This window comes from Paraburkholderia phenazinium (assembly GCF_900142845.1).
Classification (GTDB): domain Bacteria; phylum Pseudomonadota; class Gammaproteobacteria; order Burkholderiales; family Burkholderiaceae; genus Paraburkholderia; species Paraburkholderia phenazinium_A.
Window position 1 is genome coordinate 3455371 of record NZ_FSRU01000001.1, and the last position, 16613, is coordinate 3471983.

Genomic DNA, 16613 nt, shown 5'->3' on the forward strand with positions numbered 1-16613 from the left:
TCTGGAGGGCTGGAAGCGTAGTGTCCGAGGTGAAATACCTGGTTCGTTTTTGTTGACAAGGTCCGATATGTGACCTATAGTCTGAATTGGGACAATTCTATTGCCGCATTCTTTTGATGTCAACGCGAGGAAGGATTGCATTGGTCATTTAGCGGATAGAGATGTGCTATATGGAAACCGAAACATTCGGATCTCGTCATAAGACTCAACCAGTCTTGAGGCATCCAGAAGCTTTAGAGGGGCACGGGAAGCGGCGCGGGGCGTTGAACGACAAGACGTCTTCGCTTCCTTGAGGAAACGCGACTTTAGCGGTATGCCTCCCGATCGGTTTCAGAGTGCAATGCCAGTATCCACACCAAGTCAAAATTCATTTATCAGCATGAGTAAAGCAACTGGAAGTACCTCGGTGAAGGAGCGTCGCCCGTCACCGCGAGCTGCCGCGCGGATAGTCCACGTCCTGCGACTCTTGGCCGATTTGCGCGAAGGTGCAAATTTAAGTAAGTTATGCGAACTTACTTCCACCCCCAAGACAAGCCTTCTGACGCTGTTGCGGGCTCTTACCGAAAGCGGCTACGTAAAAAACGTCCAGGGAACGTACACTTTAGGTTTGGAAGCGTTCAAGCTTGCATCAGCGGTTGTCGCTCACCGCCGCTTTCCCGAGGTTGCTCAATCGACAATTGAAGCGCTCGCCGCTGCTTCAGGTGAGACTGTGCTGATCGCTCATTTCACGCAAGACCGGCAACACATTGTTTATATCGCCAAGGCCGATAGCCCTAAGGAAGTGCGATTTATGGTGTCGGTTGGGGATAGAAGACCACTTTATTCGTCCTCTGCGGGGCGATTGCTCCTGGCAAATATGGCTCGGGTTGAGCAGGACGCTTACGTAAAGACTGTCCGGATCGACCCCGCCTCGAAATTGGTTACAAGCAAGTCCATGCTAAAGGACTTACTCGCTAAGGTTATTGAGTCCGGACTCGATACAGCAGACCTCGGCTCCGCCAACGATGTATATGGGATCGCTGCGCCGATCCTTGAGTCAAGTGGTGAGGTTTTGGCGGCGCTGGTCGTCGGTGGTCCAAACGCTCGAATGCTTGCCGACATACAGAACATCACCAATCTGTTAGTCCAGTCCGCGAACGAAATTTCCGAGCTTCTTGGCCGTCGCGGCCTTGACGCTTAAGTCGCCCCTTGCGCCGGAAAGCTTCGAGGCATTTAAGTAAACCTGCAATCCAGATTGAGTCAGATGGGTCCAGTGTCCCTTTAGAGTCGACTTTTTAAGAAATTCGAGCCACGTCGCCCGCGGGCGAATTTTGCTTGGATGCGAGACCTCTCGGCCCGACCAAGGGCACCCGACTCCGTTTTAGCGCATTGGTGACCATCTGCCTCCTTTACGCCCCCGCCAGAAAGCCGATCAATCTCCAGGCGTGATAGCACATTAGTCAGCGACAACATCACGTCGGGCCGATCACTTACTAAGTAGTCCGCTATATCAGCGTCAACAATGTCCCGTTTTCCCTCCGTACAGCCGTTCCTCCACCTTGATTGACGCCCGCTGAGCAGTCCGGTCCAAATTTAAAGCGCACTGCGCAGGTAGAAGATGCTCTTCGAAGATCGGTTCGAGCACTGCCATCTCTACCTTCACGCTCATACCAATCGCCCTAACCCCGGTCGACCCGGCAATCCAGTCAGTGCGCTTTGCGCGCGAGATGGGTGCCGAGATTGTGCTCATCACCACATATGGCCCCACGCGAAGCTGCATATAAGAGACACCGGCATCAGGGTTTGCGATCAGTTCGACGAAATTATTTGTTTTCACAAAAAACCGATGGCTATAATCAAGTCAAGGTCTCCTATGGAACGCGTGTTCTGATATCGGACCATGAAATCGAGGCTCCAGGAACAGGCCACCTTGCTAAATGCTCAAGTCACGGTTCCCGTTCATGGATTGACGTGCGAAGGATTTGCAAAATGTCCGGAGTTTCCCGCATTGCAAGCCGCTCCTCACAATTGGTTACCCGGTGAGGTCTATTGATATGCAGAATCGACGACATGGACAGGAGGCACCGGGCTTGACGAACAGATGCCGACACGGGGCATTGAAGTCACTGTCCAGTCAGAGTTTTGATTAGTTATACAAATTAAATCGTCGTTTGAGTGAAAACCAACCATGGAATAGGAGACCGCTGTGAGTAATTCTTCAGTCAACTTAAAGATCTCTGCAATTGCGCTCTCGTGCGCATTCTTCACACTCAGTGCGCAGGCACAGTCCACAGTAACTCTCTATGGCGCACTCGACGAAGGTCTCGACTACGTAACCAACAGCGGAGGGCATTCTCTTTGGCGCATGCGAGACGGCACATACGATGGCGTGTACGGCAGCCGATGGGGACTGAAGGGGAGCGAAGACCTCGGCGGAGGGCTCAGCGCCATTTTCAAGCTGGAGGCAGGTTTCAGCGTCGAAAATGGCCAGATGCGACAGGGGGGACTGGAATTCGGACGGCAGGCTTACGTCGGATTGTCAGACGACAAATACGGCACGCTTACGTTCGGGCGCCAGTACGATCCCGTTGTCGATTTCCTCCAGCCTATGACAGCAGGTGGCCAATTTGGCGGCCCGTTCGTCCATTCGGGCGATATCGACAATACGGACAACTCGTTCCGTGTAGACAACGCAATCAAATATGCTAGCCCGAAGATCGCTGGCGTAACGTTTGGCGGGATGTATTCGTTCTCAAACACCAATGCCGTCGGGCGGAGCACGACCGGACTCTGGGGCCTTGGAGCGAGCTACTCTTTCGGTCAATTTAATTTTGGCGGCGCTTACGAATACATCAAGGATCCAGGCGCCCTCCTCACGGACGGTGACTACGTGCCGAATACAACGGGGGCGGGGATCGGTGCGACCGGCCCCTTCAGCTACGTCGGACAGCCGGCCAGTCAACAAATCGTGGGCGCTGGGGTGTCCTATCTGATCGGTAACACAACGCTCGGCCTGGATTTCAGCGATACGAATTTTAAAGATGCGAACGGCACGACGAGCTCAGTGCGCTTCGACAATTACGAAGCGTTTGTACGCTACGCGATCAGCCCGGCGTTTTCTGTTGGTGGCGCCTATACGTACACCCACGGCAAGGTCAACTACAGCGGACAGGTTCCAATCTATCAATCAGTCGGGCTTGCGACGTCTTACGCACTTTCGAAAAGCACATCTCTCTACGCGATGGCCGTATGGCAGAAGGCAGTTGGCGGCGCCGGCGTGGCTGATATCCTCGACGGTGCAGTTGGCGATGCATCAACTAACAACCACCAATCGGTGGTCCGAATCGGCATTTATCACCTGTTCTAACAGACAAAGTTCTCAACTTGAACCCAGCACCGACGTCGCGGATCTGCTTTAGCCTGAGCAGAAGCGACGCCGGCGTTTCGACGCGAGTCCCTTTAAAGCAGGGTCGCGATGGAGAACCAACCGTTGTCTGTAACGCGGTTCACAGCTGTGTTTAAACAGGTAGATTGGGCACACCGGTGGGCGAGCTGATCCATCAAACCCTGCACGTTTGACTAACTTTATTATGGATACCAAAGCATGTGCCGTCCGAGCGGTACTGCGTGATGAGGACCATCACGAGACCGTACAGCAACTGACAGATCATCTCGGTCCCGACAATCTCATCGCGGCTCAATGGCCGGTAGGCCACCCGGTCGATCGGGATCGCGGGCGATAACGCTGAAGCACGCCGTCGAAATCGCTAACAGGACTCGAAATCAGCAGCGGCAAAACCGCAAAACAGATGCGAAGATAGTGGTCATTCAGTTAGCAGATACGGGTGATGCCAGTCCATCCAGTCATACCATCCCGTTGTATTGACCCATGCCCACGTCGAACAATATTCCTTGGTAGCCGGCATAGCTACATCCCCTTCTCAGCTCAGTTGCTCATCTGCCCCTAACCCCGCTCGGCTTTCACCAAGATTCTTTACCGGCATTGTCATTGACTTCCCATTCATAGCCGGACTCCTTTTAAGCAGCACTCTTCACCATATCCTCGATCACCTTCTTCGCGTCGCCGAAGACCATCATGGTCTTGTCCATGTAGAACAGATCGTTGTCGAGACCCGCATAACCGGCCGCCATCGAACGCTTGTTGACGATCACCGTACGCGCCTTGTACGCCTCGATAATCGGCATGCCCGCAATCGGCGACTTCGGATCGTTCTTCGCCGCCGGATTCACCACGTCGTTCGCGCCGAGCACCAGCACCACGTCCACCTGGCCGAACTCGCTGTTGATGTCGTCCATCTCGTAGACCATGTCGTAGGAGACTTCGGCTTCAGCGAGCAGCACGTTCATGTGCCCCGGCATGCGGCCCGCCACCGGGTGGATCGCGTACCGCACATCAATGCCCTTTTCGGTCAGCTTGTCAGTGAGTTCTTTCAGCGCGTGCTGTGCGCGGGCCACGGCCAGACCATACCCCGGCACGATCACCACGGTTTCAGCGTTGCCCAGCATGAACGACGCATCCTCGGCCGAACCCGACTTGACCGGCCGCTGTTCCTGGGCCCCGCCCGCAGTCGCCGCGCCCGCCTCCGCGCCGAAACCGCCCAGCAGCACGTTGAAGAACGAGCGGTTCATCGCGTGACACATGATGTACGACAGGATCGCACCGGACGACCCCACCAGCGAGCCTGCGATGATCAGCATCGGGTTATTCAGCGAGAACCCGATGCCCGCCGCCGCCCAGCCCGAATACGAGTTGAGCATCGACACGACCACCGGCATATCCGCGCCGCCGATCGGGATGATGATCAGCACGCCCAGCGCGAACGCGATCAGCGTCATGATGATGAACGGCAGCCACGCTTGCGTCAGAAAGAAGATCACGCCGAAGCCGATCATGCCGATCGCCAGCATCAGGTTGATCAGATGCTGACCCGGATACACCACCGGCGCGCCCTGAAACAGGCGGAACTTGTACTTGCCCGAGAGCTTGCCGAACGCAATCACCGAACCGGAAAACGTAATCGCCCCGACGAAGGTGCCGATAAAGAGCTCAATCCGGTTGCCGTACGGCAGAAACCCCGGGATCGGATTGTCCGGATCCACGAGACCGAACGCCGACGGCTCCGAGACAACCGCATAGGCAATGCACACGGCCGCGAGACCGATCAGCGAGTGCATGGCGGCGACCAGTTCAGGCATCTTGGTCATCTCGACGCGCGCGGCGACGAACGCTCCGATCGCGCCGCCTACCACCAGCGCCGCAAACAGCAGTCCGAGGCCCAGCCCGAGATTCGAGCCGAGTCCGGCCGCCTGCTTGAGGATCAACGCGATGGTGGTGAGGATCGCGATCGCCATCCCGGCCATACCGAACGTATTGCCGATGCGCGCGGTCTTCGGATTCGAGAGCCCTTTGAGCGCCTGAATGAAGCAGACCGAAGCAACCAGATAAAGCAGCGTGACGACGTTCAGACTCATTGCGCCTTCTCCTTTGCCGCTGCGGGGAGCTTCTTCCGCTCTTTCTTCTTGAACATCTCCAGCATTCGCCGCGTGACGAGAAAGCCGCCGAACACGTTGACCGCTGCCAGCCCGACCGCCAGGGTCCCGAAGAACTTGCCTGTGCCGCCCACCGTCAGGCCGGCCGCAAGCATCGCGCCCACGATGACGATCGCCGAAATCGCGTTGGTCACGGCCATCAGCGGCGTATGCAGTGCCGGTGTGACGTTCCAGACCACGTGGTAGCCCACGTAGATCGCCAGGATGAAGATGATCAGGTTGATGACCGTATGGTTGATGACTTCCATCGCGGGCTCCAGTTATGCCTTGCGCGTGACTTCGCCGTCACGGGCCAGCAGCGTGGCCGCGACGATGTCGTCCGCGAGATCGATGTTGAGTGCGCCTTCCTTGTTGATGATCAGCTTCAGGAAGTCGAGCAGGTTGCGTGCGTAGAGCGAGGAGGCGTCGGCGGCCACCATCGAGGCCAGGTTCGTGAAGCCGACGATCTGCACGCCATTTCTGGTCACGATCTTGTCCGCCACGGTGAGTGGACAGTTACCGCCGCGCTGGCCTTCGTACTCGGGGCCACGGCCAGCCGCCAGGTCGATCAGCACGGAACCGGGCTTCATGGCCAGCACGGTTTCGACCGAGATGAGCGTCGGTGCGGGACGGCCGGGGATCAGCGCGGTCGTGATGACGATATCGGCCTGTTTGGCGCGTTCGTGGACCAGAGCGCCCTGGCGTTGGAGCCAGCTCGGCGGCATGGGCCGAGCATAACCGCCCACGCCCTGTGCGGCCTCGCGCTCCTCGTCGGTCTCATACGGCACGTCGAGAAACTTGGCGCCGAGCGATTCGATCTGCTCTTTCACCGCCGGACGCACGTCGGAGGCTTCGATCACGGCGCCGAGGCGCTTGGCGGTCGCGATCGCCTGCAGACCCGCCACACCGGCGCCGAGAATCAGCACGCGCGCCGCTTTCACCGTGCCTGCGGCGGTCATCAGCATCGGCATGAAGCGGGGGTAGAGATCGGCGGCAAGCAGCACGGCCTTGTAGCCGGCAATGTTGGCCTGCGACGACAGCACGTCGAGGCTCTGCGCACGGGTTGTGCGCGGCGCGGCTTCCAGCGCAAATGCCGTTACACCAGCAGTGGCGAGCTTCGCCGCGTTGTCTGCATTGAAAGGATCGAGCATGCCCACCAGCACCGCGCCGCGTTTCAGATGCGGCAGCTCGCTCTCAGTCGGCGATTGGACCTTGAGGACGAGATCGGCGCCGAAGGCGGTGGCTGCATCGACGATCTCCGCGCCCACCGCGCTGAAAGCCTCGTCAGGAAAGCTGGCGCCAGTCCCGGCGCCGCTCTGGATCGTGACCCGGTGGCCCTGCGATACGTATTTCTTGACCGTCTCGGGGGTGGCGGCAACGCGTGTTTCATGCGCTCGCGTCTCGGCTGGCACTCCTATGTGCATACATTCCTCTACTCATTGCCTTAAATCGGCGTGCCTGGTCATCGGGCACGTTCCACGTCAACGGCCGTTGCCCGCCTACTGGATAGGCCGACGTCCAATTGCACATTAGGGTTTGGGGAAACGTATCTAGGCGGTATGGTGGAACGAAGCCGTAAGACAGCGACCTCGAACCGTCAGCTCTACAGGCCCTATCATTGACGTTGAGTCGTAACGTCCATCCTTTCTGGTGTCAACACAACGGATCGCCGATGATCAGCGCAGAAGCAGCGACCGCGGTCCACCTTCAAGCAGAGAGCAACCGTCAATCACGGAAGCTGCAGATATATTCGACCGTTTCAAATACATTTACCTCGATCGAGCTGTTGCGCGGGACTTCAAAGAAATCACCCGCACGATATTCGGTCCACTCAGCGCCATTCTTTTGTCGAACCGAACAATGACCAGCCAGGATCTCGAGTTCCTCATCCACTACTGAAGGAATCGTCAGTTTTCCACGAAGGAATACACCGAGCGTCTTTCTCGTCCCATCTGCAAAGATGACCGTGTGCGAAACGCATTTTTCGCCGAAGACATTCGCCCGCTTTACTACTGATACTCCTTCGTATTGCTTATCGTCTGGCATTCTGAAATATCCTTATATAACCGGTTTTTACACAGAAGGCTGGCAGGGCGCGCCAACCTTTTTCTGAATGTCACGCTGCACGAAATCTTACAGGGCTCGAACCAGCGCTCCATCGACACGGATATTTTGTCCGGTGATGTACCCCGCGCCTTCTGACAGCAGAAAGGCAACTGTCTTGGCGATTTCCTCGACGGTGCCGAGTCGCCCTGCCGGCAGGCCAGCAACAAATTCTTTCGGGGCGTCCTCCCAACTGTCAACGTAGCCGGGCAGTACAGAGTTGATACGAATATTCTTCGCCGCGTAACGCTCCGCGTACAGGTGCGTGAACGCACTCAACCCTGCTCGCAGCGTCGAAGAAACTGGCATGATCTGGAGCGGTGAATCAGCGGCAAAGCTGGAAATATTAACGACCGCGCCGCCTCCTTGTGATTCGAACACCGGTGTAACGCGCCGCAGCATACGGATGACGTTCAACAAGATGATGTCAAGACCGCTGCGCCACTGGTCATCGGTAAGAGTCAGCAGGTCGCCTTTCGGAGGGTGACCAGTATTGTTAACAACCGCATCGATTCGTCCGTATTTGTTAAGCGTTTCCCGAACCAGCCGATCAATGTCAGCGTCCTCTGTAACCGAGCCAGATAGACCGAAACCGCCCAGTTCTTCAGCGAGTTTCGCCGCGCTGCCCGACGGTGACATGAGGGCCACCCGATAACCGCTGGATGCGAGCTCCTGCGCAATCGCCCCCCCCATGCCTTTACCCGCAGCTGTGACGATAGCAACTTTTTCGGCACTCATACCACCTCCTTGTAGATAGTTTGGGAATTCACGCACGATGCGCCCGTGGAAGATCGACGTGTCTCCTTAAGACATGGTTCGGCTTTCAGTGAGGCTGGTAAGGTCAAAATCTTCGTGCAAATTCACAGTCCAAGCTCAACTTGATCATTTGAGATTTCGCGCTTTGCTGCACACACTCGAATCGCTGTGGGCCGCTTACAAATTCAGCTGATTGACGAGCTCGGGGACGTGGTCGAACAAGTCTCCCACCAGACCGTAATCGGCGACGCTGAAAATCGGCGCTTCTGGGTCCTTGTTGATCGCCACGATGACCTTCGAGTCCTTCATGCCGGCCAGATGCTGGATCGCACCCGAGATGCCCACCGCGACGTACAGTTGCGGCGCGACGATCTTGCCCGTCTGGCCCACCTGATAGTCGTTCGGCACAAAGCCCGCGTCCACTGCGGCACGCGAGGCACCTAGTGCCGCGTTCAGCTTGTCCGCCAGCGGCTCGAGCACCTTCGTATAGTTCTCGCCACTGCCCAGACCCCGGCCACCGGAAACGATGATCGACGCCGACGTCAGCTCTGGACGGTCCAGCTTCGTGACTTCACGGCTCACGAACTGCGACAGGCCGCTGTCGGCTGCGGCGGCGATCTTCTCGACCGCTGCGCTGCCACCTTCTGCTGCTACCGGGTCAAAGCCGGTGGAACGCACCGTGATGACCTTGACCGGATCGCTCGACTGCACCGTTGCGATCGCATTACCTGCGTAGATCGGGCGCTCGAACGTGTCGGCGGAATCCACGGCGGTGATATCGCTGATCTGTGCGACGTCGAGCTTCGCTGCGATACGCGGGGCGATGTTCTTGCCGTACGCGGTAGCGGGCGCGAGGATATGCGAGTAGTCCTTCGCGATGTTCAGCACCGTCGCTTCGACGTTTTCCGCGAGGCCTGCTTCGAGTTGCGGCGCATCGGCCAGCAACACCTTGGCGACACCTGCGACCTTCGCTGCAGCGTCGGCCGCGCCCTGCGCGTTGTGACCTGCCACCAGCACGTGCACATCGCCGCCAATCTTGGCTGCCGCTGCCACCGTGTTCAGCGTCGCAGCCTTCAGCGACGCGTTGTCGTGTTCCGCAATTACCAGAATCGTCATTTCGTCCGTCTCCTCACAGCACCTTGGCTTCGGTCTTGAGCTTCTCGACCAGCGTCTTCACATCGGCGACCTTCACGCCAGCGGAGCGCTTCGGCGGCTCGACAACCTTCAGCGTCTTCAGGCGCGGGGTCACGTCAACACCGAGGTCTTCCGGCTTGAGCGTCTCCAGCGGCTTCTTCTTCGCCTTCATGATGTTCGGCAGCGTGACGTAACGCGGCTCGTTCAGGCGCAGATCCGTGGTGACCACAGCCGGCAGCGTCAGCGCCAGCGTTTCCGCACCGCCGTCCACTTCGCGCGATACCGTTGCCTTGCCATCCGCCACGACAACCTTCGATGCAAATGTCGCCTGCGGCAACCCTGCCAAGGCAGCCAGCATCTGACCAGTCTGGTTCGAATCGTCGTCGATGGCCTGCTTGCCGAGAATGATCAGCGATGGCTGTTCCTTGTCGACCAGCGCCTTGAGCAGCTTGGCGACAGCCAGCGGCTGCAGTTCTTCCGACGACTCGATCAGGATCGCGCGGTCCGCGCCGATCGCGAGCGCCGTGCGCAACGTTTCCTGCGCCTGCGTCACGCCCGCCGACACAGCGATCACTTCGGTCGCCACGCCCGCTTCCCGCAGACGCACCGCCTCTTCCACGGCGATCTCGTCGAACGGATTCATCGACATCTTTACATTCGCAATGTCGACGCCCGTGCCATCCGATTTCACCCGGACTTTCACGTTGTAATCGACCACTCTCTTCACCGGCACCAATACTTTCATGTATGTCCTCTCATCGCCGCACACGACTGAATCGCAGCGTCGCTCTCCGCAAGTACGCGTCCAGACACGCGCTGACGGCGTTTCGCGCCGTCAGCGCGTGTCTTCCCCTTATATCCGGATGCTTGTCACACGACGTTTTTCTCGACAATCGGTTGGTTTTCCAACACCCTGGACCAACCGAGAGAAGAAACATCCAACGTTGTATAGCGACCATTTCTGATCAGCTCGCTCACAGCACGTCCCGTTGCAGGTCCATGTTGCAAACCATGACCACTGAAACCATTTGCAAAAACGCAATTCTCGACATCGGGGTGGTATCCGATGATGGCGTTTTGATCAAATACGTTGTACTCGTAATAGCCAGACCAGCAACTCTCGACTCTGAGCGCCTCAAACTGGGGAACCCGTTCTGCGAGTTTGGGCCACACGATCTCGTCGAAAAGTGCGTGATCTACTTCGTGCAGGGGCAAATCATCATGGTCATTCTCTGGCTTGGGTGCGATACCGCAAAGGTAACCGTTGCCTTCGGGTCGAAACCAGACGCCAGTAGGGTCAATCAGGAGAGGAGCGCGTTCTAGGACAGCAGGGGATGAAACGTTGAAAATGCTCCGACGGCGCGCGTGCACAGGGAGATCAATATCGAGCATCGCTGCGATGTTTCTAGCCCACGGCCCGGCTGCATTAACCAACGTGTCACATTCAAACTCCTCGCCGGAGGACGTCGCGACTCCGGTGGCCCGGCGAGCTTGCCTACGCACAGCGACAACTTCCAATGGAAAGTAGCGGGCACCTAGCGCCTGGGCCTTTTTCCTTAGTGCTTGAAGCACACCGTAGCTATCGAACCAGCCTTCACCTGAGACCCCGTACGAACCCGCTTCCAGATCGTCCACGTTCAGCCACGGAAACCGCTCAACCAGGCCCTTGCAATCCAGAAACGCAATGTTGGCTCCAAGACTATTCTGCATTGCGCAGTTCTCTCGCAGGACATCGGCCCCCTGCCGACCCGCAAGAAACAGATATCCGCCTTCATGCAGACTGGCCGTCGGTTTCGATCCGTTCACATCAAGAAGTTCTGGCATGGACCGAAGAAATTCGAGCCCGAAGCCTGACATCTGAACAGCCACCGCAGTCGAAAACTGCTGGCGAATCCCGGATCCAGAAAGCGCAGAAGACGAGCGAGCATAGCTCGGATCGCGCTCCAGGACCGTGACGGAGAGGCCGGGTTCATTCGCCAATAGAAAATAGGCCACTGCACTGCCAATCACTCCGCCGCCAATGATTACGACTTTCTGAGCCACTTTCGCTTCCTCCTATTGCTAACTAAGTGGTGATTCCGGATTACGTGGGCGATTGCGATCAGCCGTCCCCTATTGCGCAGGAGACAGCGAGTCGCCGACTCGTCTACCAAGGCCACTACCGGATCACGAGATCGTTTTCAACGTCGAGCCGTTCTGCGGTTTTGTCCCGCAACTTCGGGTTTCCAATGCCCCCGCCACCCGGCGTGCGTAATTGAATAACCTCGCCGGGCTGGATGACCTGCGTTCCCTTTCCTGCCATCACCCTGTCAGAGTCACGCATGCCAAGGTATCCGCTTGCACCGTCCTGACCTTCGTTACGGCCACGAGGAGGATGTTCTATCCGGTCAAAAGCAGCCAGAAGTTCTATAGGGCTGGAAGAAATATTCTCGATTTCGATATCGAGGCCGTTACCGCCGCGCCATTGACCTGCCCCCCCGGAACCGGGTCGCAGCTCTTTCTTCCAGAACATCAACGGCGTCGTGGTTTCCACAATCTCGATCGGCGTGCCTTTAACGCCGCTTGGGTACGCAGTCGCACTTAGCCCGTCTTTACCCGGACGCGCGCCGACGCCACCGTTTGTCACAATGCTACTGGCGAAAGCGCCGTTGCTACCGCCGTCGCGTCCACGGAAAGTCATAAGGTAAATGCACGATGTTCCTTCAGCGGGAACGCGGTCGGGAATCGCCTGGTGCAAACAGCCGAACACGACATCAGGAAGCATCTGGCCAACAATGTGCCGTGACGCTACGGGTGAAGGTTTCAGCGCATTAACAATAGAACCTTCTGGCGCAACTACGTCAAACAAGGATAGTGAGCCCGCGTTGTTAGGTATATGCGGCGCAACCGCGCAAGACAGTCCAAAAATTGCATAAGCTTTGGTATAGGACATCGGGCAGTTGATGCCCTTTCCCGATGCTGGCGAGGAGCCGGCAAAGTCAACAGCAATTCCCGATTCCGTGATCGTCGTCCTCGCAGTCAACGTAACAGGCTCGCTGTACCCGTCGATCGTCATGGAGCTTGTCCATGACCCCTTCGGCAGCTCCTTGACTGCGGCCAGCACCGCGGCACGCGAGCTTTCGAGAATATGTCGGCCGAGTTCGTCAAGGCTGTCCAGGTTGAACTCCCGCATCATGTCCGAAAGCCGCCGCGCACCGATTGCATTGCAATTCACAAGGGAATAGATATCTCCCTCCGTGTCGACCGGTGTACGTGTGTTGGCTTTGAAAATAGCCATCAACGTCTCGTTGAGCACACCCGCGTCAAAAAGCTTCATGAATGGCACTGCAAGCCCTTCCATGAAGACATCTGTCCCGTCTGGAACCGTCCCGATTCCCCCAATGTCCATCAGATGGCTTGTCGACGCGAACAATGCGACTAAGGTGCCGTCGTGGAAGGCTGGCGTCACCACCACGAGATCATTCAGGTGGCCCGTTCCCTTCCATGGATCGTTCGTACAATATACGTCCCCTGCCTTCATGCTATCTGCGGGGAACGCCTTGAGGAAGTGGCCAACCGATTCGGCCATTGAGTTGACGTGGCCAGGGGTACCCGTCACAGCCTGCGCCAGCATGCGTCCTTGAAGATCAAATACGCCTGCCGAGAGGTCTCCTGACTCGCGCACAATCGTACTGAACGCAGTTCGCAGCAGCGTCTGCGCCTGCTCTTCGACGACCGCCAGCAGTCTGTTCCACATGATCTGACGGCGGATCTCGTACAGTCCACCTTGCCTGACTTCCGATTTCATCTTGACTCTCCCTGGGAGACGCTCTTCTCGAGCACAATGCAGAGTCGATCGTTGACGGACGCGCTAAAGGTCGCTGGCACGAACGTCGTCGTCTCATATTCAGCGATAATGGCCGGCCCAGTAAGCGTGTTGCCGACTTCCATCTGTTCTCGCGCATAGACCGGAACGGTGATCGATTTGTCCGAGTCCGGGTCGAACAGGGTTCGTTCACCGACCGGTGTTGCCTCTGTCGCCGTCACCGGTCCCCTTCGCGTGATATCGGGCTTTTCCGCTATCGTGCTAACCGAAAACGTCCAAGTCAGTATTTCGACAATTGCGTGTGGAATTGCACGCGAGAACAATGCGATATATTCCTTTTCGAAAGCATCTCTAAGCGACTCCGCATCGCCTGCCGTCAACTCGCGCGCCGGCACACGCACCACGATCTCGTGTCCTTGGCCCTTGTAGCGCATGAATGCTTCGCATACTTCCACAAGTTCGCTGTCGCCCGCACCGGCGCGCACAACTGCACTGGCCTCCTGACGCATCTGGTCGATGAGTCGATTGGCCTGACCCGCATCGAATGTCGACAACGTCATGTAGCGGCTTCGTACGACCTCGAAAGCAATCGGCGCCCGGAGAAACCCGACCGCAGATCCCACACCGGCGTTTGCCGGGATGATCACCCTTCTCATTCCCAGCTTCTCGGCAAGACGAGCCGCGTGCAGGGGTGCCGCACCGCCGAAGGCAATCATCGTATGTGTCGCGATGTCTTTGCCGCGTTCCACAGAGTGCACTCGTGCAGCATTGGCCATGTTTTCATCGACCATTTCAAGGACACCGTAGGCCGAGTGGTGCACGGAAAGGTCGAGCTTCTGCCCGATGGCTCGTGTCAGGGCGGCTGCCGAGCGGTCCGGATAGAGCTTCATCTTGCCGCCAGCAAAACGATCGGGATCGATTCGACCGATGCAAAGATTCGAATCCGTGACCGTTGGCTCTTCTCCACCGCGACCATAACAGGCGGGCCCCGGCTCGGAGCCTGCGCTCTCGGGCCCGACCGCAATGCGCTTCAATGTGTCGACATGGGCAATGGACCCCCCCCCTGCACCGATCTCTATCATTTCGATCACGGGAATGCGCAACGGCAGTCCACTACCACGCAGGAATCGCGCTGCGCGGTCGACTTCGAAGGTGCGGGACGATTGAGGTTTCTGATCTTCGATGAGACAGATCTTCGCCGTGGTACCACCCATGTCGAACGAGACGACCTTGTGCTCGTCACATTGGGCCGCAACGTACGACGCAAGGATGGCACCGCCCGCCGGACCGCTCTCCACCAGGCGGATCGGGAAACGTGCGGCAGTCTCAAGGGTCGTCAGGCCGCCACCCGACGTCATCAGGTACACCGGGCAATCGAAACCACGTGTTACGAGCTCCTTTCCGAGCCGCTGCAGATACCCCGCCATCAGCGGCTGCACATAGGCGTTTGCAACTGCTGTCGAGGTCCGTTCGTATTCGCGCACTTCGGGACAAACTTCGTACGAGAGAGTGACGGCAATGTCGGGACACTGTTCTGCAAGGATTTCCCGAACGCGCTGTTCGTGCTGCGGGTTGGCATACGAATGCAGCAACGCAACCGCGACGCTCTTGATCCCCATACGCCTGAGCTCGGGAGCCAATGCGTGAACCGACTTGTCGTCAAGTGGCAATACGACGTCGCCGCGCGCGTTGACACGCTCAATCACTGTGAATCGACGCGACCGCGGAATCAGCGCCGCGGGTTTGTCGATGAAAATGTCGTATTGATCAAAGCGTCCTTCGTCGGCGATGTCCAGGGTGTCCCTGAAACCTTCCGTGCCGATAACAGCGGTCAATGCACCCTTGCGCTCGATAATCGCATTGGTCGCGAGTGTCGTTCCGTGAATGAAAAGATCGACGTCAGACGGGGAGATTTCATGCTCCGCGAGCAAGGAAAGTGTGCCGTCGATCACTGCTCGCTCCGGCTCGCCAGGCGTCGTCAGCACCTTGCTTGTGAGTCGCTCGCCATCACGCTCCACTACGATGTCTGTAAAAGTACCGCCTATATCAGATGACAATCTCACGCGAGATTTTCTGTCTTTCGTGCTCATGTAATGCCCTTAATAGGTTGGCTGACTCTCAAAAGCTCGCGATTGAAGCGCATGTACTCACGTCAATACTGGCTTCGAGAACCACCACGCGAATGCATGTCGTACAGTCACCGCTACCGGATAGCTCATGGCGCCGAGCGCATCGCCACGCGTCCGGTCTCAGGCGGGAACACACACCATGCGCCGTCGTCGTGCCTGAAAAAAAAGAGTCCAACCGAGCCTGCAGGTCGGAGTATTTCGACACGCACATAGCACCTCTGATTCGAGCGCGTGCGACTGAATCGGGTCACCCGAACCGGTGTCGAAAGAGTCGGCACAAGCCATTTCTCGACCTGCAAACGCAATGATCTCGCTGCTACATTCACCTTCGTCTCCTTCAACTGCCAATTTCCAACTCGGGGCAGGAAACTTACGTATCGGAGTGCGCTGATAACGCGACGCCAACGACCAAAAGTCGCCTGCGGAATTGCGAGAACTCGGACATTTTGCGAATCCCTCGAATAGCCTGATGGTCAATGGAAAGCGCGGGCTCAAGCTCAAGCTCAAGCTCGGAACGATGCGGCCTACCTCGTGAGTACCGACGATGATGTTCCGTATTCGGACCATAAGTTTCATATCGGACCACAATTCAATTATAGGCGGGGAATTTTTCTGAAAACAACTAAATTCTGTAAAGGTCAGCGCAAACCCTAACGTTGTGACGATATGGCCTCGCGGTAGATACAGCGTCAGGGGGATACCCCTAGAATACGACTCGAGCGCACATAGATGCGCCGCTCGTGACAGCGTTGTGGCTGGCACGCTACCCCGGCGGGCCGATTCGACTGACAAAACAAGGCACCAATGCCCGGAGATCCGGACAGTCCTGGTCTGGCTTTTGTTAGGGGCCGCGGTGGGGTTGTCGGACTGGCGCCAGAGTCCCGTCTAAAACGACTTTCGGCAACCTATATGCGCGTGGCATTTATAGAGGAGTGCGAAATAATAATTCAAGATGCCGATAAATTTCATGATATGAAATCCCCAATCCTGAACGCATCCAAACCACTCCCACCGAAAGACATCGCCGTCGGGTGTCAACCACACCAATCGCCGCCTAGGGCAAAGGCACTGCATCGCTAGAGCCACATCGCGGCAAGAGGTGTCGGAAACCGCGATCTACGCCTGGTTAGCGACGGGTACGCGCATCCATCGCGGGT

At 57.4% G+C, this 16613-nt stretch carries 12 protein-coding genes; 2 read left to right on the forward strand and 10 right to left on the reverse strand.

Annotated features, from left to right (window positions below; genetic code table 11):
• The first annotated feature begins 340 nt into the window (after positions 1 to 340).
• Together BUS12_RS15175 and BUS12_RS15185 are read left to right on the forward strand one after the other, a co-directional pair.
• A complete protein-coding gene (locus BUS12_RS15175) occupies positions 341 to 1180 on the forward strand; it encodes an IclR family transcriptional regulator (protein WP_167379437.1) in 840 nt (279 codons plus the stop codon).
• 1005 nt (positions 1181 to 2185) lie between these two features.
• Entirely contained in the window at positions 2186 to 3346 is a 1161-nt protein-coding gene (locus BUS12_RS15185; protein ID WP_083611622.1) for a porin, read from the forward strand.
• 671 nt (positions 3347 to 4017) lie between these two features.
• Here the strand turns inward: BUS12_RS15185 and BUS12_RS15190 are convergent.
• From BUS12_RS15190 to BUS12_RS15235, 10 genes are all read right to left on the reverse strand, one after another.
• Positions 4018 to 5472, reverse strand: coding sequence for an NAD(P)(+) transhydrogenase (Re/Si-specific) subunit beta (locus tag BUS12_RS15190; RefSeq protein WP_074296375.1), 1455 nt, complete (start codon positions 5470 to 5472; stop codon positions 4018 to 4020).
• Positions 5469 to 5798, reverse strand: coding sequence for an NAD(P) transhydrogenase subunit alpha part 2 (locus BUS12_RS15195; RefSeq protein ID WP_074296376.1), 330 nt, complete (start codon positions 5796 to 5798; stop codon positions 5469 to 5471). Before BUS12_RS15195 ends, BUS12_RS15190 begins: the two co-directional genes overlap by 4 nt.
• Positions 5799 to 5810: 12 nt before the next feature.
• Entirely contained in the window at positions 5811 to 6953 is a 1143-nt protein-coding gene (locus BUS12_RS15200; protein WP_074296377.1) for a Re/Si-specific NAD(P)(+) transhydrogenase subunit alpha, read from the reverse strand.
• 301 nt (positions 6954 to 7254) lie between these two features.
• Positions 7255 to 7575, reverse strand: a complete 321-nt coding sequence (locus BUS12_RS15205; RefSeq protein WP_074296378.1) for a pyrimidine/purine nucleoside phosphorylase — start codon at positions 7573 to 7575, stop codon at positions 7255 to 7257.
• Between the two features lie 87 nt (positions 7576 to 7662).
• Positions 7663 to 8370 (reverse strand): SDR family oxidoreductase, encoded by a 708-nt coding sequence (locus BUS12_RS15210; RefSeq protein WP_074267517.1) that lies wholly within the window; start codon positions 8368 to 8370, stop codon positions 7663 to 7665.
• A gap of 195 nt (positions 8371 to 8565) precedes the next feature.
• Positions 8566 to 9504, reverse strand: a complete 939-nt coding sequence (locus tag BUS12_RS15215) for an electron transfer flavoprotein subunit alpha/FixB family protein (protein ID WP_074296379.1) — start codon at positions 9502 to 9504, stop codon at positions 8566 to 8568.
• A 13-nt stretch (positions 9505 to 9517) separates the two neighbouring features.
• Positions 9518 to 10267, reverse strand: coding sequence for an electron transfer flavoprotein subunit beta/FixA family protein (locus tag BUS12_RS15220; RefSeq protein WP_074267515.1), 750 nt, complete (start codon positions 10265 to 10267; stop codon positions 9518 to 9520).
• A gap of 125 nt (positions 10268 to 10392) precedes the next feature.
• Positions 10393 to 11565, reverse strand: coding sequence for an NAD(P)/FAD-dependent oxidoreductase (locus BUS12_RS15225; RefSeq protein WP_074267514.1), 1173 nt, complete (start codon positions 11563 to 11565; stop codon positions 10393 to 10395).
• A 115-nt stretch (positions 11566 to 11680) separates the two neighbouring features.
• Positions 11681 to 13309, reverse strand: coding sequence for a hydantoinase B/oxoprolinase family protein (locus BUS12_RS15230; RefSeq protein ID WP_074267513.1), 1629 nt, complete (start codon positions 13307 to 13309; stop codon positions 11681 to 11683).
• Positions 13306 to 15417 carry a hydantoinase/oxoprolinase family protein gene (locus BUS12_RS15235; RefSeq protein WP_074267512.1) on the reverse strand — a complete coding sequence of 704 codons (2112 nt, stop codon included), beginning with the start codon at positions 15415 to 15417 and terminating at the stop codon, positions 13306 to 13308. The genes BUS12_RS15230 and BUS12_RS15235 overlap by 4 nt, the downstream gene beginning before the upstream one ends.
• Between the last annotated feature and the right edge of the window lie 1196 nt (positions 15418 to 16613).

What these genes read in the sequence shown, in the direction of transcription:
- BUS12_RS15175 (WP_167379437.1), top strand. Translation starts at nt 341, where the DNA reads ATGCCAGTATCCACACCAAGTCAAAATTCATTTATCAGCATGAGTAAA.
- BUS12_RS15190 (WP_074296375.1), bottom strand. Translation starts at nt 5,472, where the DNA reads ATGAGTCTGAACGTCGTCACGCTGCTTTATCTGGTTGCTTCGGTCTGC.
- BUS12_RS15195 (WP_074296376.1), bottom strand. Translation starts at nt 5,798, where the DNA reads ATGGAAGTCATCAACCATACGGTCATCAACCTGATCATCTTCATCCTG.
- BUS12_RS15200 (WP_074296377.1), bottom strand. Translation starts at nt 6,953, where the DNA reads ATGCACATAGGAGTGCCAGCCGAGACGCGAGCGCATGAAACACGCGTT.
- BUS12_RS15205 (WP_074296378.1), bottom strand. Translation starts at nt 7,575, where the DNA reads ATGCCAGACGATAAGCAATACGAAGGAGTATCAGTAGTAAAGCGGGCG.
- BUS12_RS15210 (WP_074267517.1), bottom strand. Translation starts at nt 8,370, where the DNA reads ATGAGTGCCGAAAAAGTTGCTATCGTCACAGCTGCGGGTAAAGGCATG.
- BUS12_RS15215 (WP_074296379.1), bottom strand. Translation starts at nt 9,504, where the DNA reads ATGACGATTCTGGTAATTGCGGAACACGACAACGCGTCGCTGAAGGCT.
- BUS12_RS15220 (WP_074267515.1), bottom strand. Translation starts at nt 10,267, where the DNA reads ATGAAAGTATTGGTGCCGGTGAAGAGAGTGGTCGATTACAACGTGAAA.
- BUS12_RS15230 (WP_074267513.1), bottom strand. Translation starts at nt 13,309, where the DNA reads ATGAAATCGGAAGTCAGGCAAGGTGGACTGTACGAGATCCGCCGTCAG.
- BUS12_RS15235 (WP_074267512.1), bottom strand. Translation starts at nt 15,417, where the DNA reads ATGAGCACGAAAGACAGAAAATCTCGCGTGAGATTGTCATCTGATATA.